Source organism: Streptococcus mitis (genome assembly GCF_946190375.1).
Lineage (GTDB): Bacteria > Bacillota > Bacilli > Lactobacillales > Streptococcaceae > Streptococcus > Streptococcus mitis_CJ.
Genome location: NZ_CAMIAF010000004.1, coordinates 89255 through 115353 on the forward strand (window position 1 = coordinate 89255; position 26099 = coordinate 115353).

Below are 26099 nucleotides of genomic sequence, written 5' to 3' on the forward strand. Positions count from 1 at the left end.
CTCATAATAACCAAGCCAGATCCAAGCGGATTTGGCTTTTTTGTATTCACAAAAAGACCTACCCAAATGGATAGATCTTTGTTTGTTTACAATTTACCTGCTACTGCATCCAACAATTCTTGGATTTTAGCTTGGTTGCTTCCTCCTGCCATGGCCATGTCTGGTTTACCACCACCACGTCCATCGACGATAGGTGCCAATTCTTTGACAAGGTTTCCTGCATGAAGGTCTTTTGTCTTGCTTGCTACAAGAACATTGACTTTGTCACCGATAGCAGCAACTAGGACAAGAAGATCAGAGTAGTCTTTTTGTTTCCAGTTGTCCGCAAAGGTACGAAGGGCACCAGCATCTGATACAGAAACTTGGCTAGCAATGTAACGGTGACCGTTGACTTCCTTCACATCCTTGAAGATATCGCCTGCGGCTGCAGCTGCGGCTTTTTCCTTCAACTCAGCATTTTCTTTTTGAAGTTGACGAAGTTGTTCTTGAAGTCCTTCTACCTTGTGAGGTACTTCTTTAAGTTGAGGTGCTTTAAGAGTTGCTGCGACAGCTTTAAGAGCATCTTCTTGTTCGCGGTAGGCTTCAAAGGCTTCCTTACCAGTCACTGCTAAGATACGGCGAGTTCCTGAACCAATCCCTTCTTCTTTGACAATCTTGAAGAGGCCAATTTCAGAAGTGTTACCAACGTGGGTACCACCACAAAGCTCGATAGAGTAGTCCCCGATAGTAACAACACGGACTTCCTTACCGTATTTCTCACCAAAGAGGGCCATAGCTCCCATTTCTTTAGCAGTGTCAATATCCGTTGCAACTGTCTTAACTTCAAGAGCTTCCCAGATTTTCTCATTAACTTGCTGCTCAATGGCACGCAATTCTTCAGCAGTCACAGCTTGGAAATGGGTAAAGTCAAATCGAAGGAATTCAACTTCATTCAGAGATCCTGCTTGTGTTGCGTGGTTTCCAAGGATTTTGTGAAGAGCAGCGTGAAGCAAGTGAGTCGCAGTGTGATTTTTCATAACACGGTGACGGCGATTTGTATCAATTGCCAAGGTATATTCTTGGTTCAAAGCAAGTGGTGCATGGACTTCAACTGTATGAAGAGCTTGTCCGTTTGGTGCTTTTTGAACATTTGTCACAGTAGCCACAACCTTACCTGACTCATCCAAGATTTGTCCGTGGTCAGCGACCTGTCCACCCATTTCAGCATAGAATGGCGTTTCCGCAAAGATAAGAGAGGCAGTTCCTTCTGACACAGCTTCTACTTCTGCATTATCAGCCACGATAGCCACCAATTTAGAAGACAATTGGCTAGCATTGTAGTTGAAGACACTTTCTACAGTGATGTTTTGAAGGGTTTCATTTTGCATCCCCATTGAGCCACCCTTAACAGCTGACGCACGCGCACGTTCTTGCTGTTCTTTCATGGCTGCTTCAAATCCTTCACGGTCCACAGTCATACCAGCTTCTTCAGCGATTTCTTCAGTCAATTCAACTGGGAATCCATAAGTGTCATAAAGTTTGAATACATCTGAACCAGCGATAACAGATTGACCTTTTTCTTTCAAGTCTGCTACAATGCCTTGGGCAAAGTGTTGACCTGAGTGAAGGGTACGAGCAAATGATTCTTCCTCGCTCTTAACAATTTTTTCGATAAAGTCACGTTTTTCAAGCACTTCTGGGTAGTAGCTTTCCATGATTTTTCCAACAGTTGGAACGAGTTTATAAAGGAAAGGCTCGTTGATTCCCAATTTTTGACCGTGCATAGAGGCACGACGGAGAAGACGACGAAGGACATAACCACGACCTTCATTTCCTGGAAGGGCACCATCACCGATGGCAAATGAAAGTGAACGGATGTGGTCAGCAATAACCTTAAAGCTCATGTTGTCGCCATCTTGGTCATAAACCTTACCAGACAATTTCTCAACTTCACGGATAATCGGCATGAAGAGGTCCGTTTCAAAGTTTGTCTTAGCCCCTTGGATAACCGCTACCAAACGCTCCAAACCTGCCCCCGTATCAATGTTCTTGTGTGGCAATTCCTTGTATTCGCTACGAGGAACAGCAGGATCTGCATTAAATTGTGACAAAACGATGTTCCAGATTTCGATGTAACGGTCGTTTTCAATATCTTCTGCAAGAAGGCGAAGACCGATATTTTCTGGGTCAAAAGCCTCTCCACGGTCAAAGAAAATCTCTGTGTCCGGTCCAGAAGGTCCCGCACCAATTTCCCAGAAGTTGTCCTCGATTGGAATCAAGTGACTTGGGTCCACTCCCACTTCAATCCAACGGTTGTATGAATCTTTATCGTCTGGATAGTAGGTCATGTAAAGTTTTTCAGCTGGGAAATCAAACCATTCTGGGCTTGTCAAAAGCTCATAAGCCCAAGTGATAGCTTCGTCACGGAAGTAATCCCCGATAGAGAAGTTCCCCAACATTTCAAACATGGTATGGTGACGAGCAGTCTTCCCTACGTTCTCGATATCGTTAGTACGGATAGCCTTTTGGGCATTGGTAATACGTGGATTTTCAGGGATAATAGTCCCGTCAAAGTATTTCTTAAGGGTTGCTACCCCAGAGTTGATCCACAAAAGAGTTGGGTCATTTACAGGAACCAAGCTCACTGATGGTTCTACTGAGTGACCTTTGGTCGCCCAGAAATCAAGCCACATTTGGCGTACTTGTGCACTAGATAATTGTTTCATGTTGTCTCCTTATTTACTTGTTTAATGTGATTGGCTTTCCAGCATCTCCACATAGTCAATCGCGACACAGAGAGAAATGACTAGATCTGCATAAGCGTCCTCCAGAACCGTTACAGTATAGGTAGAGGTCAAATGGAAGAGTTCCTTCTTAATTTCTGCAATCAGCTGATCGCGATCATCCAGCAATTTAAAATTCAAATCCCAGATATTGCCCTCGATATGAAGCCCCAGATTATCAAACTCATACTTATCTCGCCAGAAGGTCAACTTCTTACGAATGACAAAACTCGAGCCATCCCTAAGCTGAATCTCAAAACGAGGTAGCAAGGTCAAGATTTCTTTACTGATCTGACTGACCTGTTCACCATTAGCATCATAGATGGTAAAAGTTTTGGGAATCTTAAAAAATGATCCCTCCACCTGATAGGCTATTTCTCCCCTGTCATCCTTGATAGCGAAGCGTTCGCCTCCAAGACGAAACTTTTGTTTTACAAGAAATGTTTTCATCAACACCTCCAAAAATCAAAAGACAAGCTCATATCACGAAGGGCGAAAAACCGCGGTACCACCTTCATTCAATGAACTTGTCATTCTCTTGTTCTTATGCAATTGTATGATTGAGTAGCATGACTTTCTAGCTTAGATGGCTCGCAGCACCGCCATTTCTCTGGACTAAGACAAGTGAAAATCAATTCTCAACTTTCTTATTATAACGTTTTTTTAAGCTTGCGTCAACTGAAAATCATCTCCGTTGAATCAGAGCAATTCCCTACATCTCAGATTACTTTTTCAGAATATACTTTTTCTTACTGCCATTTTTCTTTTTATCCCAACTTTTATCCCAAGTTTTCGAATTGCTAAAGATAGCTACACAAATATTTGCAAATATAAAGGTTCCTATCACTCAATATATGGACTCAGTTGTTAGGTATTGTCGATCCAAGCCATCTTTTAAATGGAATAGTATAACAGTTTGATTAACAATCATAAAGGTTGGCCAAAAACTTTTTTTGAAAAAAGTAGACATTTTCATAGATGATACCGCTTTCTATTAGGATAAGCTTAGTATACTACTAGGCAAGCAAATAAGCAACTATCATAGAAAAACATACAGTTACAAAAATTGCCTTTTACATAAAAAACGAACCAGCTTGACTGATTCGTTTCGTGACTGCTAACTGCTACTTCCGATACATTTTAAACTGTAGGAAGAGGTCGCTATATTTTCCTGTCCATTTATGGTCAAATTTCTCATAAACTTCTAGGTGTTTCATGGTTTCAGCATCTGGATAGAAGGCTTTGTCTTCTTTTTTCTCCTCTGGGAGTAGTTCCTTAGCTGGTAGGTTTGGTGTTGAATAGCCGACATACTCTGCATTTTTGAGAGCATTTTCAGGTTTCAACATAAAGTTGATAAAGGCATAGGCAGCATCTTGGTTTTTGACTGTTTTGGGAATGACCATATTGTCAAACCAAAGGTTGCTGGCCTCCGTCGGTACCACATAGCGTAGATTTTCGTTTTTTTCTAGCATTTGACTAGCTTCACCAGAGAAGGTCACGCCGATAGCAGCATTATTCTGAATCATGTAGCCCTTCATCTCGTCGGCAACGATGGCCTTGATATTTGGAGTCAGTTTGTAGAGTTTATCTACTGTCTCTTCTAACTGCTGGGTATCCTTGGAGTTGAGGCTGTAGCCCAGCGAGTTAAGTCCGAGTCCCAGTACCTCACGCGCCCCATCAAAGAGCATGATAGAGTTCTTATACTCTGGCTTCCAGAGATCATCCCAATGCTCAGGCGCTTCCTCGACCATGGTTTCATTATAGACAATTCCCAGTGTTCCCCAGAAGTAAGGGATGGAGAATTTATTGCCTGGGTCAAAGGACTGGTTAAGGAACTCTGGTCCGATATTTTCAAGACCTTCAAGTTTTGAATAATCAAGTGGAACTAAGAGGTCTTCGTCCTTCATCTTGTTAATCATGTATTCACTAGGAATGGCAATATCGTAGGTCGTTCCACCCTGCTTGATCTTGGTATACATGGCTTCGTTGGAGTCAAAGGTCTCGTACTGGACTTGGATGCCTGTTTCTTCTGTGAATTGCTCCAATAGTTCTGGATCAATATAGTCTCCCCAGTTGTAGATAACCAATTTTTGACTATCTCGGCTATTGATTTGACTATCTAAATGCGTCGCAATTCCCCACAAGACGAGGATAATGGCTACAATTCCTGCTAAAAATGAATAGAGTTTTTTCATGCTTGCTCCTCCTTCTCACGTGAGATAAAGTAATATCCAACAACTAGGATAATACTAAAGAGAAAGACGAGGGCAGACAGGGCATTGATCTCTAGCGAAATCCCCTTGCGAGCACGAGAGTAAATCTCGACTGATAGGGTTGAAAAGCCATTTCCCGTTACGAAGAAGGTCACAGCAAAGTCATCTAGCGAATAGGTGAAGGCCATGAAATAACCTGCAATGATAGACGGAGTCAGGTAAGGAAGCATGATTTCCTTGAACATCTGAAATTGACTGGCACCAAGGTCATAGGCAGCATGAATCATGTCACCGTTCATTTCCTTGAGTCGAGGCAAGACCATCAAGACCACGATAGGAATCGAGAAGGCCACGTGACTAGATAGAACAGTCAAAAAGCCAAGTGAAAACTTGAGTTGGGTAAAGAGAATCAAGAAGCTGGCACCAATCATAACGTCGGGTGCAACCATGAGGATATTATTGAGTGAAAGAAAGGCTTCTTGGTATTTCTTACGAGACTGGTAAATGTAAATAGCTCCAAAAGTCCCGATAATGGTCGCTATCAAGGCTGACAGAAAGGCCAAGAAAAAGGTCTGGGTCACAATCAACATAAGGCGACCATCGCCAAACATGGTTTTAAAATGGCTCAAGCTAAAGCCTGTAAAACTGTTCATGTCATTGCCTGCATTAAAGGCGTAGCCAATCAAGTAAAAAATCGGCAGGTAGAGGACAAGAAAGACCAGTCCCAGATAAAGGTTGGCAAATTTTTTCATCGTTCTCTCCTTTCCTTGGTCACCCACATAGTGATGAACATGGTCAAGATGAGAATTACACCGATGGTTGAACCCATACCGTAGTTGTCATTGGTCAGGAAGTTCTGCTCAATGGCTGTACCAAGAGTGATAACGCGGTTCCCACCAATCAAACGGGTCAGCATGAAGAGACTCAAGCTGGGGATAAAGACCGACTGAACCCCACTTCTCACTCCGTTCATAGACAGAGGGAAGATGACATGACGGAAGGTTTCCCATTTTGTCGCACCGAGATCGTAACTGGCATTGATGAGATTGTTATCCATATCGTCCAAGACATTGAAAATCGGCAAGATCATAAAGGGAAGCTCGATGTAGCTTGCGACAAAGATAAAGGAGAAATCGGTAAAGAGCAACTGTTGTGAACCGATTCCGATAAATTCCAAGAATTGGTTAATAGAGCCATTTTGACCAAAAATCCCGATAAAGGCATAAGCTTTAAGGAGCAAATTAATCCAGGTTGGCAAGATAATCAGCATGAGCCAGAGTTGACGGTGTTTGAGACGGGTCAAAAAGAGGGCTGTTGGATAGCTGATAAGGAGGGTTACAAAGGTCACAATTCCTGCATAGAGTACAGAGTTGAAACTCATTTTTAGATAGGTCAAGTTTTGTGACGCAAAGTAGGACTTATAATTTTCTAAACTGAACTGACCTTCGATATTGAAAAAGGATTGACCGAAAATCAAGACCAAGGGTGCTAAAACAAAGAGGGCAATCCAAAGCATGTAAGGCACTACAAAGAGTTTAGAGCTTGTTTTCTTCATCTCTTTCCTCCTCGATTGCATTGATCAGACCTGCTTCTTGCTCTTCGATTTCTACGTACTCCTCGATACGAGCATCGAACTCTTCTTCTGTTTCGTTGAGACGCATGATATGGATGTCTTCTGGCTCAAAGTCCAGACCGATTTCCTCACCCACGATGGCCTTACGGGTTGAATGGATCATCCATTCATTCCCAAGTTCGTCATAAGCGATAATTTCATAGTGAACTCCACGGAAGAGCTGGGTATCCACCTTAACTTGGAGCTTGCCTTCTTCAGGAAGGGTAATCCGCAAGTCCTCTGGACGAATAACAACCTCAACAGGTTCATTTGGCTTCATCCCCCCATCGACCGCTTCGAAGCGTTTGCCGTTAAACTCAACCAAGTAGTCCTCAATCATGGTACCTGGTAAGATGTTTGACTCCCCGATAAAGGTGGCAACAAAGTGGTTAATCGGCTCGTCGTAGATGTCCACAGGAGTTCCTGACTGGACAATCTCTCCATCATTCATAACGAAAATCCAGTCACTCATGGCAAGGGCTTCTTCCTGATCGTGAGTGACAAAGACAAAGGTAATCCCCAATCGTTGTTGCAGTTCCCGCAGTTCGTACTGCATGTCTGTTCGCAATTTCAAGTCCAGCGCTGATAAAGGCTCGTCCAACAAAACCACACGAGGTTGGTTGATGATGGCACGGGCAATAGCCACACGCTGACGTTGTCCTCCAGAGAGTTTACGGATGGAACGTCTTTCATAACCTTCCAACTGAACCATCTTGAGAACTTCCGCTACGCGCTTCTCGATTTCTTTCTTGTCAATTTTACGCAAGCGGAGTGGAAAGGCAACATTTTCAAACACATTCATATGTGGGAACAAGGCATAGGATTGGAAGACCGTATGAACATCTCGCTTGTTGGTTGGAATGTCATTGATACGGACACCATCTAGCATGATATCTCCTGTCGTAGCATCCAGTAGACCTGCAATGATGTTTAGGATAGTTGATTTCCCTGAACCAGATGCGCCTAGAAGGGTGTAGAATTTTCCTTCTTCCAACTCAAAGTTGATGTTTTTGAGAACCTTGGTGTTGCTGTCTTCAAAAACTTTAGAGACGTTTTTGAATTCGATAATTGGTTTTTTCAATTGGCATAAATTCCTTCTTTTTCATAGATTAACAGATCAGGGCTCTGTCAGGCCGCCACTACCTCTTGCAGGGAGTAAAACCACCTGCATACATCTTCGCTACCGATAGGCTTTCACCCCCTTTCCATGACATAGCAGCAGCTTTTCAAATACAGCTTCCTACTTGCTTTCACCTAAAATACGGACTTCTCTCTCAAGAGTAACACCTGAGTGTTCCTTGACTTTTTCGATAACAGACTCAATCAAGTCTTCGTAGTCTTTAGCCGTTCCGTCAGCAACATTGATCATAAATCCTGCGTGCTTTTCAGACACTTTAACACCACCGATACGATAGCCTTTCAAGCCAGCTTCTGAAATTAACTGACCTGCAAAATGCCCGACTGGACGCTTAAAGACCGAGCCACAAGATGGGTATTCCAAAGGTTGCTTGAGTTCACGCAGGTGCGTCAAGCGATCCATTTCTTGCTTGATGACCTGATGGGTTCCTGGGGCTAGAGCAAATTTAGCTGACAAGACAACTGCACCAGACTCCTGAATGGCTGAATGGCGGTAACCAAAAGCCAAATCTTTGGCAGATAGGGTCTCGATTTCTCCATCCTTGGTCAAGACCTTGCAAGACTGCAAGATGTGGGCGATCTCGCCACCATAGGCACCCGCATTCATAAAGACAGCACCGCCAACGCTCCCTGGAATGCCACAAGCAAATTCAAAACCAGTCAAACTATGACGGAGGGCAATGCGAGTTGTTTCAATCAAGTTAGCCCCTGCTTCAGCTTCGATGGTATAGCCATCAACGGAAACGTTATTGAGCTTGTCACACAAAATGACAAATCCACGAATTCCACCATCACGAACGATGATGTTGCTGGCATTTCCAAGGACCATCCAAGGGATATTTTCTTGATTGGCAAATTTGACAACGCGAGCCAACTCAAAATGATTTCGTGGAAAGACCAGATAATCAGCCTCTCCACCTACTTTTGTATAACTATAGCTATGCAAGGGTTCTTTAAAACGGATATCAATCCCTTCTAAGATTTCAAGCATTTTTTCTTTTACTAACATGACACTCTTCCTTTTACAAAATTCATTCCATTATACCATTTTTAATACCATTTGACGACCCTAAAAAAATCTTGGGCTTATTTTAAACAAAAAAGAGGTTTCCCCCTTTTTCTTATGATTTTTTACAAAAGATTGCCTTTGTTCCATAGGCAACCAGAACGAGCTCTAGTGCTAGGACAACTTCCACCAAGACTGGATTTGTCAACCAGCCAACTTGGACTAGAGATGGTGCTAGGTCAAAGAAGGCGTGTAGGCCATAGGCTGCTAGGAGATAAATCCATTTCTTCTGGCGAACAGCTTGGTAAACCCAAACAGTCAAGAGTAATTGGAAACCTAGGGCCAAGATTCTCTCAAAACCAAGCAAATAAATCTGCCAGACTGATAGAGACTGAATAGTTTTCAACATATTTTCAGACAGCAATTGCATGACCTGTGGATCCTGAGTTTGAACCGCCGAAAGCACGATGTAGAGATTGAGTAAACTAGCAAGGCCTAGGAAAATTAATTCCAAGCCACCATGCCCCAGTCCATAAGCCAAAGCGTCTGACTTTTCCAAACTTCTCTTTTTCTCCAACCATTTGAAGAAAACAAGACGAGCAGTTTCCTCAAAAAATGCTGCCATGGCTAGGCCATAGATGATATAGACAAGCGGATGATCTTGCAAGAGGGCAATACTACCGTCTTTTTGAGGATGCAAAACCAAGATATGCACCAGTTTTTCCAAAATCTGTGAAGAGACAAAGAAGGCTACAGCCCCCAATCCCAAAACAGCTAAATTAATCTGGTATTTCTTTTTGGCATACCAAATGCTTCCTATCAAGAAAGCCAGCAACAGCAACATGGTAATGATAATATGAATGGTCATTTTCTTCTCCTATTCTGCCTTTTCAATATCTTTTTTCATCTCGTCAACATTGAACTTAGCAAACAAGTATTGACGGTCTTGTACTGGGAAACGTTGGTCCAACTGGTCAACAGCTCCCACCTCAATAATGCCTTCCTTGATAACAAAGTCCATGACATGTCCACCGAAGGTCAAGTCATCTGAAATGAAGTGTAGATGATAGCCTGCTACACTGACCCCATGGAAAATCTCAGGCGTCCAGAAACCAACGATGGTTCCCGCCACATTGTCGCGACTATATTCAGGTTGATGGGTTGCGACCTCAGCAAACTTGGTATCTGGTGTTGACTTAGGAATCATGCGCACATGCATATGCGAAAATTCCCCCCGAATCTTGATAGAGCGGAAAAGATTTTCCCCATCATAATAAGACTCAATCCGTTCTTCCAATTCCTTGTCTGTCATCTCAAACCGCTGGCGGAAAATAACTTCTGCCTGATGTGGTACTACTGCAGCGTAAGGAATAAGGGCATCTGGTGACACTTCTACAATTTCCGGTTGCTCTCCTGAGCCTTTGGCCTGATAAGCCTTGCCATCTAAGACAATCAATTCCCCATCAATAGAATCCAAGGTTCCCAAACCAAGCTCACCATGCTCTAGCAATTCTCCCACTGTCATGGTACCACCATAAAGGCCAGCCATCAAGGCTCCAAGGGTATTGTATTGAAATAATTTCACTGGTTCCTGCACGTTCTTATCCATTCACTTTCTTGTCTGTTATTCTATAAATGTTACTCCTAAGTATACCACATTTGCCCCTAGATGTGAACGAGAGAAACACTCTAGACATTGCCAAGAAGGAAAAAAAGGGTACAATGTAACAAAATCAAGGGAGGTCTGGAATGAAGAAACAAAGCAAGTACCAAGAGGTCGTTTCCTATCTGAAAAATGGTATCGAGTCTGGATGATTTTCGACGGGTAGCCTGAGATTTTGACAGAAACAAAACTTGAACTAGCACAACAACCCCTAAGGAACACACTTCCCTAGGGGTCGCTTTTTATTTAACTAAATCATTATTTATTTTTTGTTCCTAGTAAACATAAATATTGTATTAATAATTGCAAAAATAAATGCAAACAAAAGGATTTTCCAAAGGATAAATTTTTGTAACACTAAATACGCATATACAAATCCAATCAAAAAGCTAATAATCCCATCCTTTATTAAAAAGTTTTTATCACGCATTATTCCATACCTCACTGAACTACCCAAATAGCCAATTGAGCAGCAATGATATAAATATTTGTTTTAAGTCCATTAGCTTTAACAAATCTTAGTACCACTTTAGCTAATTCTGACCAAGCCTTTTTCTACGCATACCTAACAGTTAGCGAAACATTGGTCATAGCAAAAAATTCTTCTCGTATTTTTCTCGCTATACATCCTCCCATCTCATCCCAAGGGACTCTGTCATAGAGATTATTAATATTAGTTTCTAATTCATTTTCCGCATGAGCAATATCTTTTTGAGAAAAGTTTTTATAAACATATTCAATAAATTTTTTTCATTAACTCCATTTCTAAACATTTGTTCAAGAACATTGGCTACATCATCGATTTGTTTTTGTTCTTAGGTCCTAATTTCAGAAACTTCCGTAGTAGTTACATCATCAGCAAATACTCTAACAGAAGCTATAGAAGGAGACATAATAGAAAATAGTGATAATACAACAGGAGCTGAAGTTACAATTTTTTAAAATTTCATAAAAAACACTCCTTTCAAGTCACAAATGTATATTACTGATAAAATAACTTGACTTTATGATTTAAACTCCTTTCTAACAAGTTATTAGTATACTTTTATTTTTCAATTCTGTTATACCACAACAAGAAAGCGATTTCAAGTTTTTCCTAAAAATATGTGCAAGTAATAAGGGGAAATTAGCATGAAAACTTTTTAAAACAAATCAACCCCAGATAAAAAATACACATTTTGTTTTAAAGAGAAAAAGGTTCCGAAAAACTGTCACATCTGCATTTGGTTGCTCTTTGATTTCAAAAAAGTATTAAAGATGGAAGTATACCACATTTGCCCCTAGATGTGAACGAGAGAAACACCCTAGACATTGCCAAGAAAGAAAAAAAAAGGTACAATGTAACAAAATCAAGGGAGGTCTGGAATGAAGAAACAAAGTAAGTACCAAGAGGTTGCTTCCTATCTAAAAAATGGTATCGAGTCTGGACGTTTTCCAACGGGAAGCCGCCTGCCTTCTATCCGTCAACTGAGCCTTGACTTTCACTGTAGCAAGGATACTGTCCAACGAGCCCTGCTGGAATTACGGCACGAACAATACCTCTATGCCAAGCCCCAGAGTGGTTACTACGTCCTAGAACAAGGGCAACACCAGGATCTAGAAATCGAAGTCACTGATGAACATGCCAGTGCCTATGACGATTTCCGACTCTGTGTCAATGAAACCTTGATTGGACGGGAAAACTACCTCTTCAACTACTATGACAACCAAGAAGGATTAGAAGACTTAAGACAGTCCATTCACAAACTCCTCTTTGACCAAGCTCTCTACTGCCAGGCTGAACAACTAGTACTGACTTCTGGGACCCAACAAGCCCTTTTTATCCTTTCTCAAATTTCCTTCCCTAGCCAAGCTAAGGAAATCTTGGTGGAACAGCCGACCTACCATCGGATGAATCGTCTCTTGATTGCTCAGGGATTAGACTATCAAACGATAGAACGAGGCATTGATGGGATTGACTTGGAGGAGCTGGAAGGCCACTTCAAAACAGGAAAAATTAAGTTTTTCTACACCATTCCTCGTTTTCACTATCCTTTGGGGCATTCCTATTCTGAGCAGGATAAACGGGCTATTCTTGACTTAGCAGCTAAGTATGGTGTTTATATTGTAGAGGACGACTATCTGGGGGATTTGGACTCCAAGAAGGGCCAGACCTTCCACTATCTAGATACAGAGGAGCGCGTCATTTATATCAAGTCCTTCTCAACCAGCCTCTTTCCAGCCCTGCGGATAACAGCACTCATCCTTCCAAATGCTATCAAAGAAGCCTTTGTGGCCTACAAAAATATCCTAGACTACGACAGCAACCTCATCATGCAAAAGGCCCTGTCACTCTATATTGACAGTCAATTATTTGAGAAAAATCGGCTAACTCGCTTATCCAATCAGGAAGACTACCAAAAACAAATCGAGGAAAGACTAGCTAACACTCCTTGTCCCCTTCCTCATTATCCCCTACACGATGGTGTATTGCTAGACCTACGACAGTATCCTAAAATTGCCAGTCTCAAACACAGTCAACTGGGCTTGGACTTCTTTGAAAAGGCCTATTTGAGCGCCTGCCCTTATCAATTTGCCAAGGTGTCCCTAGAAAATCTGGAAAATGTTTTAGACTATTTAAAAGCAGAATTGGAATAACTTCCAACTCTGCTTTTTCTTATTCTTCAACTTCTGTTAGACTTGCTGCTTTTTCAAGATAGCTTTGGTAGGTTCCTTCATCCTTGAGCTTTTGGATGACCTTGTCCACCACTTCTTTCAAATCAGCACTATTTTTTCTAAGGGCAACTGCGTTGGCTTCGCCGTCCTTCATCTTCAAGCTGACAGTTGCGACAGCTAGGTCGGCATTTTTAGCAGCATAGCTAAGGGCAACAGGCTCGTCCATGTGAACAGCATCTACTTTTCCAGCCTGCAATTCATTGACTGCTTCACCCATATTGGTTAGGGAAGTCAATTGAGCTTTTGGCAATTGTTCCTTGACCATTGATTCTGGAACAGTTCCTTTTTGGGCTGCAATATTAGCACTCTCAAGGCTAGTTAAATCCTTGTATTTTTCTACATCAGCCTTACGAACCAAGAAACTAATCTTGTTTTCATAGTAAGGGATTGAAAAATCAAAGACTTCTTTTCTCTCATCAGTAGCGCTAATTCCTGCAACTGCTAGATCAGCCTTACCAGTCTGAAGACTAGTCAAGACATTATCAAAACTCATGCTTGAAATTTCCAACTTAACCCCAAGTTCATCAGCGATAGCTTGAGCCATATCAATATCCGCACCGACTACTTGGTTTTTTCCATCAACCAATGATTGAAATTCAAAAGGTGCATAGTCAGGACTGGTCGCTACTACCAATTTCCCCTTTTGCTTAATGGTCTCAACAGCTGACTGAGACTCATTAGAACCCGACTGACAAGCTACTAAGAAGAAACTTGCAAGAAAACTACATAAAACAAATATCCATTTTTTTGATTTCATAAATAAACAACCTCTCTGTTAATTTTGTATAATTATAACGCTATCCAAGTTACTTGTCAAGTGTTTTTTGAATTTTTATCTTAAAAATATTTTTTTCATTCAAGAAAAGGAGCTATCAGTTGATTTCAAGCTCCTTTTTATACAGAATGAACCTGTTTTATAGTTCGACAATCTTACCTGTTTCAAAGTAAACAACCCATTCACAGATATTTTTAGCATAGTCTCCAATACGTTCTAAGAAGGCAATCACTTGGAAATAATCACGACCTGTAACAATGGCATCAGGATTTTTCTTGATTTCTTCTGTAGCCAAGTCACGAATGCTATCAAAGTAATGGTTGATTTTTTCGTCCATAGCTGCTACTTCATAGGCCTGGTCTACTGAACCATTCAGATAGAGTTCCAGGGCTGCTTCAACGAAGTTCTTGACATCGCGACCCATTCTCTTGATTTCTTCCTCAACAGCTGGGATACGTTGCTCACCCTTCATACGAATTGCCGCCTTGGCAATAGAAACAGCATGGTCACCCATACGTTCCAAGTCAGATACAGCCTTCAAGACGGTCAAAACAGTACGCAAGTCTTGAGAAACCGGTTGTTGGAGGGCAATCATTTCAAATGATTTTTTCTCCAACTTCACTTCGTATTCGTTTACTTCTGCATCATCTTCGATGACTTCCTTGGCCAAATCACGGTCATGCGTAACAAAGGCACGCACTGTCCGATTGATTTGGGATAGCACTTCTTGTCCCATAGCATAGAACTGGTTGTGCAATTTCTCTAAATCTTCTTCAAATTGAGAACGTAACATCATTTATCTCCTTATCCAAATTTTCCTGAAATATAATCTTCTGTTTCCTTGTGTTGAGGGTTGAGGAACATCTTCTTGGTATCGTTAAACTCAATCAAATCTCCATCAAGGAAAAATCCTGTCTTGTCAGAGATACGAGAGGCTTGTTGCATAGAACGTGTAACCAAGAGCATGGTGTATTTATTTTTTAGTCCATACAAGGTTTCCTCAATCTTACCAGCAGAGATAGGGTCCAAGGCAGAAGTCGGTTCATCCAAGAGAATGATTTTGGGACTGGTTGCCAAGACACGGGCAACACAGACACGTTGCTGTTGTCCACCTGAAAGCCCGATAGCTGAATCATGAAGGCGGTCCTTGACCTCATCCCAGATAGAAGCACGTTGCAAGGCTTTTTCCACTGCTTCATCCAGAACCTGCTTGTCCTTCACTCCATTGATACGAAGTCCGTAAACAACATTTTCGTAGATAGACATAGGGAAAGGGTTCGGTTGTTGAAAGACCATACCGATTTCCTTACGCAATTCAACTGTATCTGTACGCGGACTGTAGATATTGTGGCCGTTGTAAACCACTGAACCAGTTGTAGTAACCTCTGGATTGAGATCCCCCATGCGGTTGATAGCCTTGAGAAGAGTTGACTTTCCTGATCCAGATGGACCAATCAAGGCTGTAATTTCCTTAGGTTGGAAAGATAGGGAAACACTATTCAAGGCCTTCTTTTGATTGTAGTAAACGGACAGGTCTGACACCTGTAAAATCGCTTCTGTCATACTGTTTCCTTTCTATCCAAAGTGTCCTGTGACGTAGTCATTAGTTGACTGTAGTTTGGCATTTTGGAAAATATTAGATGTCTTATCATACTCGATCAAGTCACCCAAGTAGAAAAATCCTGTGTAATCACTAGCACGCGCAGCCTGCTGCATACTGTGGGTCACGATGATGATGGTAAAGTCCTTCTTCAATTCCAACATCGTTTCTTCCAACTGGGCTGTCGCAATCGGATCCAAGGCTGACGCTGGTTCATCCATCAAGAGGATATCTGGTTTAACAGAGATAGCACGAGCGATACAAAGACGTTGCTGCTGACCGCCTGATAGGGTCAAGGCTGACTTGTGCAAATCGTCTTTGACCTGATCCCAAAGGGCAGCTTGACGGAGAGAGGTTTCCACAATTTCATCCAAGACTTGCTTGTCCTTAACCCCTGCACGTTCATGGGCAAAAGTAATATTGCGGTAGATAGACTTGGCAAAGGGATTTGGTCGTTGGAAAACCATTCCGATATGCTTACGCATTTCATAAACATTGATTTCTGGACGGTTGACATCAATTCCTTGATAGAGGATTTGACCTGTGACCTTGGCAATATCAATAGTATCATTCATACGATTGAGACTGCGGAGGTAGGTTGATTTTCCTGATCCAGATGGGCCAATTAAGGCTGTGATTTTATTTTTTTCAAATTGCATATCGATGCCCTTGATAGATTCATTTTTACCGTAGTAAACATGTAAATCCTTAGTAGAGAGGGCCACTTTCTCTTCAGGAAAGGTGATGATATGCTTTTCATCCCAATTATATTTTGACATGGCTTCTCCTTTAGGCAGCGGTTAATTTCTTATGTAGGTAGCTTCCGAGTTTACGGGCTCCAAAGTTAAAGATGAGGATAAAGATGAGGAGCACTGCGGCAGAACCTGCTGATACGATGGTTCCATCAGGAATAGTACCTTCACTGTTGACTTTCCAGATGTGGACAGCCAAGGTTTCTGCTTGACGGAAGATAGAGATTGGGCTGGTCACACTGAGAATATTCCAGTTAGACCAGTCTAGGGCTGGAGCAGATTGTCCTGCTGTATAGATAAGTGCAGCCGCCTCACCAAAGATACGACCAGAGGCCAAGACGACCCCAGTCACAATACCTGGAAGGGCTTCTGGAATGACCACATGGACCACAGTCTCCCAACGAGAAATCCCTAGAGCCAAGCCAGCCTCACGTTGCGTATGGTGAACGTGTTTCAAACTGTCCTCAACATTACGAGTCATCTGAGGCAGGTTAAAGACTGTCAAGGCCAAGGCACCTGAAATGATTGAAAATCCATACTCAAACTGAACTACAAAGATCAAGTAACCAAAGAGACCGACAACCACAGATGGCAGTGAAGACAAGATTTCGATACAGGTTCTGACAAAATTGGTTACAGGACCTTTTTTGGCATATTCGGCTAGGAAAATCCCAGCCCCCATAGATAAGGGCACAGAGATAATCAAGGTAATGACCAAGAGGAAGAAGGAATTATAGAGCTGAATTCCAATCCCACCACCTGCTTGGTAAGAAGATGATTTGCCAGTCAAGAAAGACCAAGAGATATGAGGCAAACCGCGAACCAAGATATAAAGAATCAAGGATGCCAAGATGGCAACGATAATTCCTGCAATCGAGTAGAGGACAGCTGTTGCAATTTTATCTAATTTCTTAGCGTGCATAGTTTTTCTTTCCTCTTTCTTTCGTAATCAATTTAATCACACTGTTGAAGGCCAAACTCATCAAGAGCAAGACTAAGGCCAGTGACCAGAGAACGTTATTATCAACTGTTCCCATAACGGTATTTCCTATACCCATGGTCAAAACAGAGGTCAAGGTCGCAGCAGGTGTTGTTAGTGAAGTTGGGACAACGGCTGAGTTTCCGACCACCATCTGAATGGCCAAGGCTTCACCAAATGCACGCGCCATCCCAAAAACCACTGCTGTGAAAATCCCTGAACGTGCCGCCTTCAAGGTTACACGCCAGATGGTTTGCCAGCGAGTGGCTCCCATAGCTAAACTAGCTTCGCGGTAGTGACGAGGCACCGCACGCAAGCTATCCGTTGTCATAAAGGTTACCGTCGGTAAAATCATGACAAAGAGAACGAAAATCCCTGACAAAATTCCAAAACCAGTTCCACCAAAGACACTACGTACAAAGGGAACTACGACCTGCAAACCGATAAATCCATACACGACTGAAGGAATACCGACAAGCAATTCAATAGCTGGTTGCAAGATTCTAGCACCTTTTGGTGAGACCTCCGTCATAAAGACTGCCGCACCAATGGCAAAAGGAGTTGCGATAAGGGCTGATAGGATTGTGACAATAAAGGAACCCAAAATCATAGGAAGAGCACCAAATTGTTTACCTGAAGGATTCCAAGTTTGTCCAAAAAGGAAATCAAAGATATTAACCCCATTAACAAAGAAGGTCGACAAACCTTTTTGGGCTACGAAAATCAAAATCATAGCCACAATGATGACAATCAAAGACAGGCAGGCAAAGGTCAAGCCCTTTCCTAATTTCTCTAGACGAGAGTTCTTTGAGGGAGAAAGTAATTTTTTAGCTAATTCTTCTTGATTCATTAGTGACTCCCTTCTAGTGCTGTCACCGTTCCGACAGCATCTTTTTCAACCTTCATTTCCTTGACAGAAATATAGCCCATTCCCTTAACGATTCCGCTTTGCGCTTCATCTGAGAGGACAAAGTTGAGGAATTCTGCAACCAATTCATTTGGTTGGCCTAGGGTGTACATATGTTCATAAGACCACAAAGGCCAGTTATTGCTTGTAACATTTTCTGCAATCGGCTCATAGCCATTCAACTTCATACGTTTAACTGAGTCATCCACATAGGCAAAGGCTAGGTAAGAAATAGCTCCAGGTGTCTGGGAAACAATGTTTTTGACCATCCCATTTGAATCCTGTTCTTGACTCTGCACGGCAGATTGACCATCCATGATAACACTATCAAAGGTTGCACGTGAACCCGAACTTGCCGCACGGTTGATAATAGAAATGGCTAGGTCTTTCCCACCGACTTCTTTCCAGTTGGTCACTTGACCTGTGAAGATGCTACGGAGTTGTTCAGTTGTCAGATTTTCAACATCAACTTCCTTATTTACAATCACTGCCAAGCCCGCTACGGCTACCTTGTGGTCTACTAGAGCGGATGCGTTGATACCGTCTTTTTCCTCGGCAAATACGTCTGAATTTCCTACATCAACGGCTCCAGACTGAACCTGAGACAGACCTGTACCAGATCCTCCACCTTGGACGTTGACTGTTTTTCCAACGTGCAGAGAGCCAAATTCATCTGCTGCTGCTTCGACCAAGGGCTGAAGAGCCGTTGAGCCAACAGCTGTCATGGATTCTCCACGATCAATCCAGCTAGCACATCCCGCCAAAGAACCTGCTAGCAAAAGAGCCGCAAGGGATAGAGCGAGTTTTTTCCTTTTTTTCACTGTTTTTCTCCTTGAAAATAATGGTGAATGCTGTGAATTTTTTCAACTATTTGTTTATGTTTTTCTTTTGAAAATTGGGAGCCAACTGAAGTTCTTATACTCAATGAAAATCAAAGAGCAAACTAGAAAACTAGCCGCAGGCTGTACTTGAGTACGGCAAGGCGACGTTGACGCGGTTTGAATTTGATTTTCGAAGAGTATTAGCTTGGTTTAACTAGAAATTTGCTTAGTTACCTTGCCCACCAATTTTGACTTAAAATGAAAGACAATTTGAAAAAAATCCATACTTCCACTATAACATAGACAAGCTACTTTGACTAGCATTTTCACTTGAATCTGAGGCCTTTTGGAAAATAATTTTTCAAAACATTTCCAGTCACCTTAGCAAAGCCCAAGCCATTTCCTTGAACCAAAACTTGGTACCAACCATTTGGCAGACTTTCTGCCAGCTGAACGGTTTCTCCAGCGACATACTTTACAAACGCTTCTTGGTCAATTTCAACCGACTGCTTGACCTGACTCGGTTTCAAGGCTAGACCAAGAGCAAAACTGGGTTCAAAACGTTTCTTCTTAAAAGTACCCAAATGTAGACCATTGCGCGCAATCTTGAGTTTTCCTAAATCTGGCAAGAGTTCGGGCAAGAGATAGAGTTGGTCTCCAAAAGTCTGCAAAATTCCCCTTAGATTGACCTTCAAATGGTTTTGGGCAAATTCCTGCCACAAGACAACTTGTTCACGACTGAGATTGCTCTTACTTGCCTTACATTTTGGGGCTGGATTTTCACCTTTAAATTGCAAATGCGCGACAAACTGACCCTCTCCCTTAAAATGATGAGGGTACATACGAGCCGTTTCTGGCAAGTCAATCCCAGCTACCATTCCATTGATATGTTCAACTGGCAGCAAGTCGAAATCATACTCATCCAGCAACCAATTGACAATCTCTTCGTTTTCCTCAGGTGCCCAGGTACAGGTTGAATAAACCAAGCGACCACCTTCAGCTAGCATGGTTACTGCATCTTCCAGAATTTCTCTTTGCAAGCTAGCGCATTGACTCGGGTAATCTAAGCTCCAATAGTCCATAGCATCTGGTTGCTTACGGAACATCCCTTCACCAGAGCAAGGAGCATCAAGGACAATCAAGTCAAAATAGCCCTTAAAAACCTTGACCAAGCGGTCAGCAGATTCATTGGTCACCACGACATTTGTCGCTCCAAATCGCTCCATATTTTCTACTAAAATCTTAGCCCGTTTGCTTGAAATTTCATTGGAAACAAGCAGCCCCTCCCCAGCTAGATAGGCTGCTAGTTGAGTTGATTTGCCACCCGGTGCAGCGGCCAAATCCAAGACCTTCATACCAGGACTGGGCTGGGCTACCTGAGCCACCATTTGAGCAGCAGGCTCTTGCGAATATACTAAACCTGTAGCATGCTCAGGCGATTTTCCTGAAACCTTCCCATAATGTCCCCAAGGAGTTTGAGGAATGGCATCAGGAAAGGAAAGTTGCTCTTCTTTTAAAGGATTGACCCGAAAGGCCGAAACCGCTTCCTCCTCAAAAGAGGCAAGAAAATCTCTTGCCTCATCTCCTAGTATCTCTTCATATTTTTCAACAAATCCTTCTGGAAATTGCATTTAAGTTCTTTTCCTTTCGTAAATATAGGACTGAATTTCCTCCTGCATCTCAAGAGGTAGCATCATGACCGGCTGTCTGGTTTGAAAATCAGGAGCTTCACCAGAAAGGGTCACAATCCGATAGCCCAGACTTTCCCCTAAAATACTAGCTGCGGCATAATCCCATGGTTGCAGATAAGTGACATAGGTCAACAAACGCCCTGACAAAATCTTGGCAAAACTAATGGCCGCACTCCCATAGACACGAACACCGAGGACCGCTCGACTCAAATCAGCCAAGCCCCATTCATTGGTTTCCAGCATACCACTATTCCCTGCAATGAGAAAATCTCCAAGTGGTTTTGATTTAAAGGAAGCTAGGGGCTTATCATTTAGACAAACTGGAAACTTACCACCACCGTGATAACAATCCCCCTTGACCACATCATAAATCAGACCAAACTGTCCCTGACCATTTTCAAAATAAGCCATCATAACAGCAAAATCTTCCTGCTGGGCGACAAAGTTATTGGTACCATCAATAGGATCAATGACCCAAACCTTGCCCTCTTGAACCGAGGCTCGCAAACAGCCTTCTTCAGCGCAAATCTTATCCTCAGGATAACGGGATAAAATCTCACCAACCAAGAGTTCCTGAACTTCCTTGTCCAGTCTGGTCACTAAATCTGTTGGAGAGGACTTGGTTTCAACACACAAATCTTCCTGCATATGGTCAAGGATGTACTGGCCCGCCTTCTTAACAAGCTCTTTGGCAAATTCGAATTTACTTTCCAAGAGAAATCTTTCCTTCCCCTTTTTCCTTGGCAGCCTGAACTGCTCGGTAAAGCGAATAGCCACTCACCGTTTCAAATTCTCGTCCCAAACTTTTCTCTTCGCTCTTGCTTGGCACGACCGCTTTGAATCCCTTATAGGAGTCCAGTAACTTTTTAGCCTCTACCTTGCCTTCATAGGCGGCTTCAACATCATTAAAAAAAGAAAGCACTGAAGCAAGTTCTTCAGTGCTCCACGACAAATCTAGTGGGTAACTATACTGTTTGTTCATTAACTAATACCAGCTCTCATTCTTGCTTCTTTTAGCTCTTGCTTACGGTAACTACGAGGGAGAAAAGCACGAATCTCATCTTCATTAAAACCGATCTGCATACGTTTAGCATCGATAATAATTGGACGACGCAAAAGACTAGGATACTGCTCAATCAAATGAAGTAATTCCGATACCGAAATACTTTCTACATCAATATCTAATTTTTGAAAAATTTTTGAACGAGTTGAAATGATGTCATCAGTACCATTTTCGGTCAAGGAAAGGATGTGTTGCAATTCTTTTCTTGTTAAGGGACTGGTCATAATATTATGCTCCTCAAAGGGCACCTTATGTTTTTCTAGCCAGGCCTTTGCCTTACGACATGAAGTACAGCTCGGTGATAGAAATAGTGTAATCATGCTTTTCTCTTCTTATCTATACTTTGCTACTTCTATTATACAAAAAAATAAAGCGCTTGACTAGAGATTTTTAGAAAAAAAGCCTATTTTTTCAAGAAAAATAGACTGTTTGCGAACGATTGATACATTTTGGATTTGGTTAATTCATTCTTAACGATGATTTTAAATTATATACATTTATATATACAAATTAAAAACATCTTTCTTTTTACGTCCTACGACTTTTCAGATAAAGATATCCAAAGAAGCTTTCATAGAGGGTAAAAAAGAGGAGGAAGGCATGAAGGAAGAAGGTCTCTGGCAAAACCAGAATCACTGGATCCTTGGCTGGATCAAAAAGCCAGGTATCATCTCCCACAAAGAGAATTTGATGGAACAGAGTAAAGAATTGGTCAAATCCAATCAAAACTCCCCCAAGTCCAATCATCACAGGTAAGACTACTAGAGCCAAAAGCCCTTTACTAAATAGAGACAAAAAGCCCTTTTTCACAATCCCTTTGACAAAGACGTAAAAACTTGGCAGTGTCACTAAGGAGACTAGCTGAACAAAGTGAAAGAGGTTCTTGACCACTGCGAAATGGTGCAGACCAGCTGCTGACGAACGAAAATCTGGCATCTCTAGGACCTGACTAAATGGATTGGTCAGATAATTCATCAAGATATGAAAGTTGTACTGAATGGTTTCTGGATTTAGATAGACCCTATCCGTTAAACTTAACCATTGAATTTCCAGCGGATAAAAAATCCAAGCCAAATAAATGGTCAGAAGGATAGAAAGAGAGAGGAGAAAGAGCATAGAGCTCCAAAAGGTCAGTTTAGTTTTCATCAAAGTTCCACTCCGCAAGGCTAGAAACCACATGAGTCGGTGCGATTGGCAGGTCTGCCACTTCTTCTGCCTTGGTAAAACCTGTCGTCACCAAGAGCGTTGGAATGCCATTGTCAATCCCTGCTCGGATATCAGTTAGGTAGTTGTCCCCGACCATGATTAACTCTTCACGTTCTAAGCCTAAGTGCTCAACCGCCTTGTCCATAATGATAGCATTTGGTTTTCCTATATAAACAGGCTTCACTCGTGTTGCTACTTCAAGAAGTGTAATTAGTGAACCAGCACCTGGCAAAAGACCGCGCTCTGTAGGGATGTTGAGGTCAGGATTGGTTCCGATAAAATGAGCTCCCTTTTGGATAGCCAGAGTTGCTGTGGCAAATTTTTCATAATCAACTTGCCAGTCCAGACCTACTACCACATAGGCAGGATTATCCTTGTCTTCCACATAACCAGCCTCCTTGATGGCTTCCTTGAGTCCTGCTTCTCCGATAACATATACCGTCTTTTCAAGCCCCAAGTCGTTCATATAGTCGATAGTCGCCAAAGTCGCTGTGTAGACAGTCGATAGAGGCGTATCGATATTAAAATTCTGAGCCAACATCTCCTGAACACTCTCTGGAGTGCGGGTTGTATTATTGGTCACAAAGAGATAGGGGATGTCTCGCTTTTGCAATTCATGAACAAAAGCCTCTCCTGCTGGAATTCTGTCTTTCCCCTTATAAATGGTTCCGTCTAAATCAATTAAATAGCCTTTATATTTCATACTTTTCCTCTAAATCTTTTTTATTTCTTGCCAAGTGATGATAGCTTGAGCATTGGTAGCCCCGTCGCTTGTAATCTCATGCTTGCTTTCCAGTCCAGTCCGTTCAACAGCCGATGTGATCACCCCACCTGGTCGAACTTCCTTGACATACTTGAGGTTGATTTTCTTGGGAATATATTGGGTCAAAAAGTCCGCTCCCATGACCTCAAAAATCCAGTCCAAGTATTTACTGTTATTGACATGGCCATTCATATCCAAGTCGTAAAAACGGACATGGTAATCCTTGCTGATCGGCTCTTCCAAAGGCTCATACTTTGGTCCACGGATAAGCTTTTTATCAAAATCAGACTGGTAAGGAGCCACAATCTCAGGTTCAACAGTATGGACTTTTCGACTGTCTCGGTCCATCAAAACAAAGGTCGCCATCATGTGAATGAGTTCCTGTCCTGCTTCATCATAAATGGTAAAGCGACGGTAGCAAAAGAGTCGATTGTAGCTCAGAGCTTCCGTTTCGATGGTAATTTCTTCCGCAAAACGAGGCAAACGAACCACTTCAATATCGTATTCTGTGATAATCCAGACCAGATTATGCTCTTCTAAAATGGCCTTATCACTAACTCCCAGTTCAATCGACTGCATCCCTGAAACTTGTAGGGATAGTAAAATCACATCTGGAAGCTTGATATGACCGTTCATATCAGCCATATCAAAAGGAATTTTCATTTTCATTTGATAAGTTAAGCCCATCATCCTACTCCAAAATAAATCGTTCTGCTACGGTGTCTCCTAAAAAGAGACCTCTTTTTGTCATGCGAACTCGGTCACCCTCTATTTGCATGAGACCTTGTTGTACCAAGTCTCTGACAATTTCTCCATAAAGTCCATCGAAAGACCGTCCAAATTTTTCCTCAAATCGCACCATGGAGACTCCTGATTTCTTGCGGAGGCCCAAGAACATTTCTTCTTCCATTTGCTCTTTTTGACTCAGGTGTTCTTCTGTGATCCGAGCATTACCTTCCTCAACCGCACTGAGATAATGGCGAATCGGACCATGATTTTTATAGCGTACTCCATTTACATAACCAGACGCCCCAGCACCAATGCCATAGTATTCAGCATTGTCCCAGTACATGAGATTGTGGCGACTTTCAAAACCAGGCTTTGAGAAATTGGAAATCTCATAATGCTCAAAACCAGCTCGCTCTAGCTCTGCGATGATGTACTCAAACATCTCAGCTTCCAGTTCTTCCTTAGGCAGAGGTAATTTCCCTCGTCGCATACGGTTCATAAAGACCGTATGGTTTTCTAAAATCAAGCTATACAGACTCATATGAGGAATATCCAGCCCAATGGCCTTAGCCACATTGTTCTTAACTTGCTCCATAGTCTGACCTGGCAGAGCATAAATCAAATCGATAGAGATATTGTCAAAACCAGCCAGTTTCAGACGGTCGATATTTTCATAAATATCTTTCTCCAAATGACTGCGCCCAATCTTTTTCAGCATCTTGTCATCAAAGGTCTGCACGCCTAGCGAAACACGATTGACAGCCGAGTTCTTCAACACAGCTATCTTATCCGCATCCAAGTCACCTGGATTGGCTTCAATGGTCAACTCCTCCAAGACAGACAAGTCCAAGTTTTTAGTCAAGCCCTTCAATAACACTTCCAGTTGAGAAGCTGACAAAGCTGTCGGTGTGCCACCACCGATATAGAGGGTTCTCAACTTTTGAATATCATAAGAACGAAACTCTTCCAGCAAATGCTCCAAATAGCTGTCGACTGGCTGATTCTTAATAAAAACCTTTGAAAAATCACAATAATAACAAATTTGAGTACAAAACGGGATATGCACATAGGCTGACGTTGGTTTTTTCTGCATAGTAATTATTATACCACAAAAAGCGAACAATACTTAGAATTCCGTTTAACAAAATCCTAGCATTGTTCGCTTTCTTTATCTAAACATTCTTTGTATTTTATGGATAACACAACTATCAGAATCAATCTAGTTCGTTGTTAAAACACAAAAGAATGAATGTTCATCTGACTAAATTTTTAGTCTTCTTTTTTCTTGCGAGCTACAAGTCCAAATCCACTCAATAGTCCAAGAAGTCCTAGAGATGCAAGAGTCGCATTTGATTCTGTTCCTGTATTTGGCAATACATTTTGAGAATCATTTGACTTAGCTCCATTATCAACAGTAGTCTTAGTATCTACCTGATCTGCATTTGGAGTAACTGAATTTGGAGTTGGAGTAGCTGGTGTTGGTGCAGGTGTATCTTGACCAGAACCTCCATTAGTGTCAGGTGTGATTGGAGTTACTGGATCTGTGTAGGCTGGAATCTCTACAGTTGGTGGCGTAATGACATTGCCTTCTCCATCCGTACTACTTGTGCCTACTGGATTTGTATACTCTGGAACTTTCTCGTCTGGTTTCACTGGAGTGAAGTCTTGGTTCACTAAGTCTGTTCCTGGAATGTCGTGACTGATG

The 26099-nt window shown here is 42.1% G+C and carries 26 protein-coding genes and 1 pseudogene; 1 reads left to right on the forward strand and 26 read right to left on the reverse strand.

The genetic code is table 11. The features are described 5' to 3' along the window. Positions 1–86: 86 nt before the first annotated feature. The 10 genes and pseudogenes from alaS to budA form a co-directional block, all read right to left on the reverse strand. On the reverse strand, positions 87–2705 hold the full coding sequence (gene alaS, locus N8M09_RS03105) for an alanine--tRNA ligase (RefSeq protein ID WP_261063729.1): 2619 nt from the start codon (positions 2703–2705) through the stop codon (positions 87–89). A gap of 21 nt (positions 2706–2726) precedes the next feature. Then, positions 2727–3212 (reverse strand): LURP-one-related/scramblase family protein, encoded by a 486-nt coding sequence (locus tag N8M09_RS03110; protein WP_261063732.1) that lies wholly within the window; start codon positions 3210–3212, stop codon positions 2727–2729. Between the two features lie 274 nt (positions 3213–3486). Continuing rightward, a pseudogene (locus N8M09_RS03115) lies at positions 3487–3738 on the reverse strand (hypothetical protein). Between the two features lie 148 nt (positions 3739–3886). After that, positions 3887–4957, reverse strand: a complete 1071-nt coding sequence (locus tag N8M09_RS03120; RefSeq protein WP_261063735.1) for an ABC transporter substrate-binding protein — start codon at positions 4955–4957, stop codon at positions 3887–3889. Beyond that, positions 4954–5727 carry an ABC transporter permease gene (locus N8M09_RS03125; protein WP_000712740.1) on the reverse strand — a complete coding sequence of 258 codons (774 nt, stop codon included), beginning with the start codon at positions 5725–5727 and terminating at the stop codon, positions 4954–4956. The genes N8M09_RS03120 and N8M09_RS03125 overlap by 4 nt, the downstream gene beginning before the upstream one ends. Continuing rightward, positions 5724–6530, reverse strand: coding sequence for an ABC transporter permease (locus tag N8M09_RS03130; protein WP_000753801.1), 807 nt, complete (start codon positions 6528–6530; stop codon positions 5724–5726). Before N8M09_RS03130 ends, N8M09_RS03125 begins: the two co-directional genes overlap by 4 nt. Then, positions 6511–7668, reverse strand: a complete 1158-nt coding sequence (locus N8M09_RS03135; RefSeq protein ID WP_049523527.1) for an ABC transporter ATP-binding protein — start codon at positions 7666–7668, stop codon at positions 6511–6513. Before N8M09_RS03135 ends, N8M09_RS03130 begins: the two co-directional genes overlap by 20 nt. A gap of 159 nt (positions 7669–7827) precedes the next feature. Continuing rightward, the gene (gene murB, locus N8M09_RS03140) at positions 7828–8733 is read right to left on the reverse strand and encodes a UDP-N-acetylmuramate dehydrogenase (protein ID WP_261063737.1); all 906 of its coding nucleotides are present in this window, start codon (positions 8731–8733) and stop codon (positions 7828–7830) included. Positions 8734–8845: 112 nt separating this feature from the next. Continuing rightward, positions 8846–9598, reverse strand: a complete 753-nt coding sequence (locus N8M09_RS03145) for a YhfC family intramembrane metalloprotease (RefSeq protein ID WP_261063739.1) — start codon at positions 9596–9598, stop codon at positions 8846–8848. Positions 9599–9607: 9 nt separating this feature from the next. Further along, positions 9608–10339: an acetolactate decarboxylase gene (gene budA / locus N8M09_RS03150; RefSeq protein ID WP_261063740.1), complete on the reverse strand. Its 732-nt coding sequence runs from the start codon at positions 10337–10339 to the stop codon at positions 9608–9610. Positions 10340–11758: 1419 nt separating this feature from the next. Here budA and N8M09_RS03155 point away from each other — a divergent pair. Continuing rightward, positions 11759–13030, forward strand: a complete 1272-nt coding sequence (locus tag N8M09_RS03155; protein ID WP_261063742.1) for an aminotransferase-like domain-containing protein — start codon at positions 11759–11761, stop codon at positions 13028–13030. Positions 13031–13049: 19 nt separating this feature from the next. Here N8M09_RS03155 and N8M09_RS03160 read toward each other — a convergent pair whose 3' ends face one another. The 16 genes from N8M09_RS03160 to N8M09_RS03235 form a co-directional block, all read right to left on the reverse strand. Beyond that, complete coding sequence (locus N8M09_RS03160) at positions 13050–13865, reverse strand: ABC transporter substrate-binding protein (protein ID WP_261063744.1); 816 nt, start codon at positions 13863–13865, stop codon at positions 13050–13052. Positions 13866–14022: 157 nt separating this feature from the next. Beyond that, complete coding sequence (phoU, locus tag N8M09_RS03165) at positions 14023–14676, reverse strand: phosphate signaling complex protein PhoU (RefSeq protein ID WP_000946458.1); 654 nt, start codon at positions 14674–14676, stop codon at positions 14023–14025. Between the two features lie 11 nt (positions 14677–14687). Beyond that, positions 14688–15446, reverse strand: coding sequence for a phosphate ABC transporter ATP-binding protein PstB (gene pstB / locus N8M09_RS03170; RefSeq protein ID WP_000133485.1), 759 nt, complete (start codon positions 15444–15446; stop codon positions 14688–14690). A 12-nt stretch (positions 15447–15458) separates the two neighbouring features. Continuing rightward, entirely contained in the window at positions 15459–16262 is an 804-nt protein-coding gene (pstB, locus tag N8M09_RS03175; protein WP_000049848.1) for a phosphate ABC transporter ATP-binding protein PstB, read from the reverse strand. Positions 16263–16272: 10 nt separating this feature from the next. Further along, complete coding sequence (gene pstA, locus N8M09_RS03180; RefSeq protein ID WP_000543046.1) at positions 16273–17157, reverse strand: phosphate ABC transporter permease PstA; 885 nt, start codon at positions 17155–17157, stop codon at positions 16273–16275. Continuing rightward, on the reverse strand, positions 17147–18064 hold the full coding sequence (gene pstC, locus N8M09_RS03185; RefSeq protein ID WP_001070903.1) for a phosphate ABC transporter permease subunit PstC: 918 nt from the start codon (positions 18062–18064) through the stop codon (positions 17147–17149). The genes pstA and pstC overlap by 11 nt, the downstream gene beginning before the upstream one ends. After that, the gene (locus N8M09_RS03190; protein ID WP_000746323.1) at positions 18064–18942 is read right to left on the reverse strand and encodes a phosphate ABC transporter substrate-binding protein PstS family protein; all 879 of its coding nucleotides are present in this window, start codon (positions 18940–18942) and stop codon (positions 18064–18066) included. The genes pstC and N8M09_RS03190 overlap by 1 nt, the downstream gene beginning before the upstream one ends. Before the next feature lie 326 nt (positions 18943–19268). Then, entirely contained in the window at positions 19269–20573 is a 1305-nt protein-coding gene (locus tag N8M09_RS03195) for an RsmF rRNA methyltransferase first C-terminal domain-containing protein (RefSeq protein ID WP_261063746.1), read from the reverse strand. Continuing rightward, a complete protein-coding gene (locus N8M09_RS03200) occupies positions 20574–21347 on the reverse strand; it encodes an inositol monophosphatase family protein (RefSeq protein WP_261063748.1) in 774 nt (257 codons plus the stop codon). Beyond that, positions 21337–21615 (reverse strand): UPF0223 family protein, encoded by a 279-nt coding sequence (locus tag N8M09_RS03205; RefSeq protein ID WP_261063750.1) that lies wholly within the window; start codon positions 21613–21615, stop codon positions 21337–21339. The genes N8M09_RS03200 and N8M09_RS03205 overlap by 11 nt, the downstream gene beginning before the upstream one ends. Continuing rightward, a complete protein-coding gene (locus tag N8M09_RS03210) occupies positions 21615–22016 on the reverse strand; it encodes a Spx/MgsR family RNA polymerase-binding regulatory protein (RefSeq protein WP_000631254.1) in 402 nt (133 codons plus the stop codon). The genes N8M09_RS03205 and N8M09_RS03210 overlap by 1 nt, the downstream gene beginning before the upstream one ends. 208 nt (positions 22017–22224) lie before the next feature. After that, positions 22225–22842, reverse strand: coding sequence for a TIGR01906 family membrane protein (locus N8M09_RS03215; RefSeq protein ID WP_261063752.1), 618 nt, complete (start codon positions 22840–22842; stop codon positions 22225–22227). Further along, the gene (locus N8M09_RS03220) at positions 22832–23605 is read right to left on the reverse strand and encodes a TIGR01457 family HAD-type hydrolase (RefSeq protein WP_261063754.1); all 774 of its coding nucleotides are present in this window, start codon (positions 23603–23605) and stop codon (positions 22832–22834) included. Before N8M09_RS03220 ends, N8M09_RS03215 begins: the two co-directional genes overlap by 11 nt. A 9-nt stretch (positions 23606–23614) precedes the next feature. Beyond that, positions 23615–24352, reverse strand: coding sequence for an acyl-[acyl-carrier-protein] thioesterase (locus N8M09_RS03225; RefSeq protein WP_261063756.1), 738 nt, complete (start codon positions 24350–24352; stop codon positions 23615–23617). A gap of 4 nt (positions 24353–24356) precedes the next feature. Further along, the gene (gene hemW, locus N8M09_RS03230; RefSeq protein WP_261063758.1) at positions 24357–25487 is read right to left on the reverse strand and encodes a radical SAM family heme chaperone HemW; all 1131 of its coding nucleotides are present in this window, start codon (positions 25485–25487) and stop codon (positions 24357–24359) included. Between the two features lie 176 nt (positions 25488–25663). After that, positions 25664–26099, reverse strand: a 436-nt coding sequence (locus N8M09_RS03235) for an LPXTG cell wall anchor domain-containing protein (RefSeq protein ID WP_261063760.1), incomplete at its 5' end; no start/stop codon positions are given.

Coding starts and splice junctions, on each gene's coding strand:
- alaS (WP_261063729.1), bottom strand. CDS start 2,705: ATGAAACAATTATCTAGTGCACAAGTACGCCAAATGTGGCTTGATTTC.
- N8M09_RS03110 (WP_261063732.1), bottom strand. CDS start 3,212: ATGAAAACATTTCTTGTAAAACAAAAGTTTCGTCTTGGAGGCGAACGC.
- N8M09_RS03120 (WP_261063735.1), bottom strand. CDS start 4,957: ATGAAAAAACTCTATTCATTTTTAGCAGGAATTGTAGCCATTATCCTC.
- N8M09_RS03125 (WP_000712740.1), bottom strand. CDS start 5,727: ATGAAAAAATTTGCCAACCTTTATCTGGGACTGGTCTTTCTTGTCCTC.
- N8M09_RS03130 (WP_000753801.1), bottom strand. CDS start 6,530: ATGAAGAAAACAAGCTCTAAACTCTTTGTAGTGCCTTACATGCTTTGG.
- murB (WP_261063737.1), bottom strand. CDS start 8,733: ATGTTAGTAAAAGAAAAAATGCTTGAAATCTTAGAAGGGATTGATATC.
- N8M09_RS03145 (WP_261063739.1), bottom strand. CDS start 9,598: ATGACCATTCATATTATCATTACCATGTTGCTGTTGCTGGCTTTCTTG.
- budA (WP_261063740.1), bottom strand. CDS start 10,339: ATGGATAAGAACGTGCAGGAACCAGTGAAATTATTTCAATACAATACC.
- N8M09_RS03155 (WP_261063742.1), top strand. CDS start 11,759: ATGAAGAAACAAAGTAAGTACCAAGAGGTTGCTTCCTATCTAAAAAAT.
- N8M09_RS03160 (WP_261063744.1), bottom strand. CDS start 13,865: ATGAAATCAAAAAAATGGATATTTGTTTTATGTAGTTTTCTTGCAAGT.
- phoU (WP_000946458.1), bottom strand. CDS start 14,676: ATGTTACGTTCTCAATTTGAAGAAGATTTAGAGAAATTGCACAACCAG.
- pstB (WP_000133485.1), bottom strand. CDS start 15,446: ATGACAGAAGCGATTTTACAGGTGTCAGACCTGTCCGTTTACTACAAT.
- pstB (WP_000049848.1), bottom strand. CDS start 16,262: ATGTCAAAATATAATTGGGATGAAAAGCATATCATCACCTTTCCTGAA.
- pstA (WP_000543046.1), bottom strand. CDS start 17,157: ATGCACGCTAAGAAATTAGATAAAATTGCAACAGCTGTCCTCTACTCG.
- pstC (WP_001070903.1), bottom strand. CDS start 18,064: ATGAATCAAGAAGAATTAGCTAAAAAATTACTTTCTCCCTCAAAGAAC.
- N8M09_RS03195 (WP_261063746.1), bottom strand. CDS start 20,573: ATGCAATTTCCAGAAGGATTTGTTGAAAAATATGAAGAGATACTAGGA.
- N8M09_RS03205 (WP_261063750.1), bottom strand. CDS start 21,615: ATGAACAAACAGTATAGTTACCCACTAGATTTGTCGTGGAGCACTGAA.
- N8M09_RS03210 (WP_000631254.1), bottom strand. CDS start 22,016: ATGATTACACTATTTCTATCACCGAGCTGTACTTCATGTCGTAAGGCA.
- N8M09_RS03215 (WP_261063752.1), bottom strand. CDS start 22,842: ATGAAAACTAAACTGACCTTTTGGAGCTCTATGCTCTTTCTCCTCTCT.
- N8M09_RS03220 (WP_261063754.1), bottom strand. CDS start 23,605: ATGAAATATAAAGGCTATTTAATTGATTTAGACGGAACCATTTATAAG.
- N8M09_RS03225 (WP_261063756.1), bottom strand. CDS start 24,352: ATGGGCTTAACTTATCAAATGAAAATGAAAATTCCTTTTGATATGGCT.
- hemW (WP_261063758.1), bottom strand. CDS start 25,487: ATGCAGAAAAAACCAACGTCAGCCTATGTGCATATCCCGTTTTGTACT.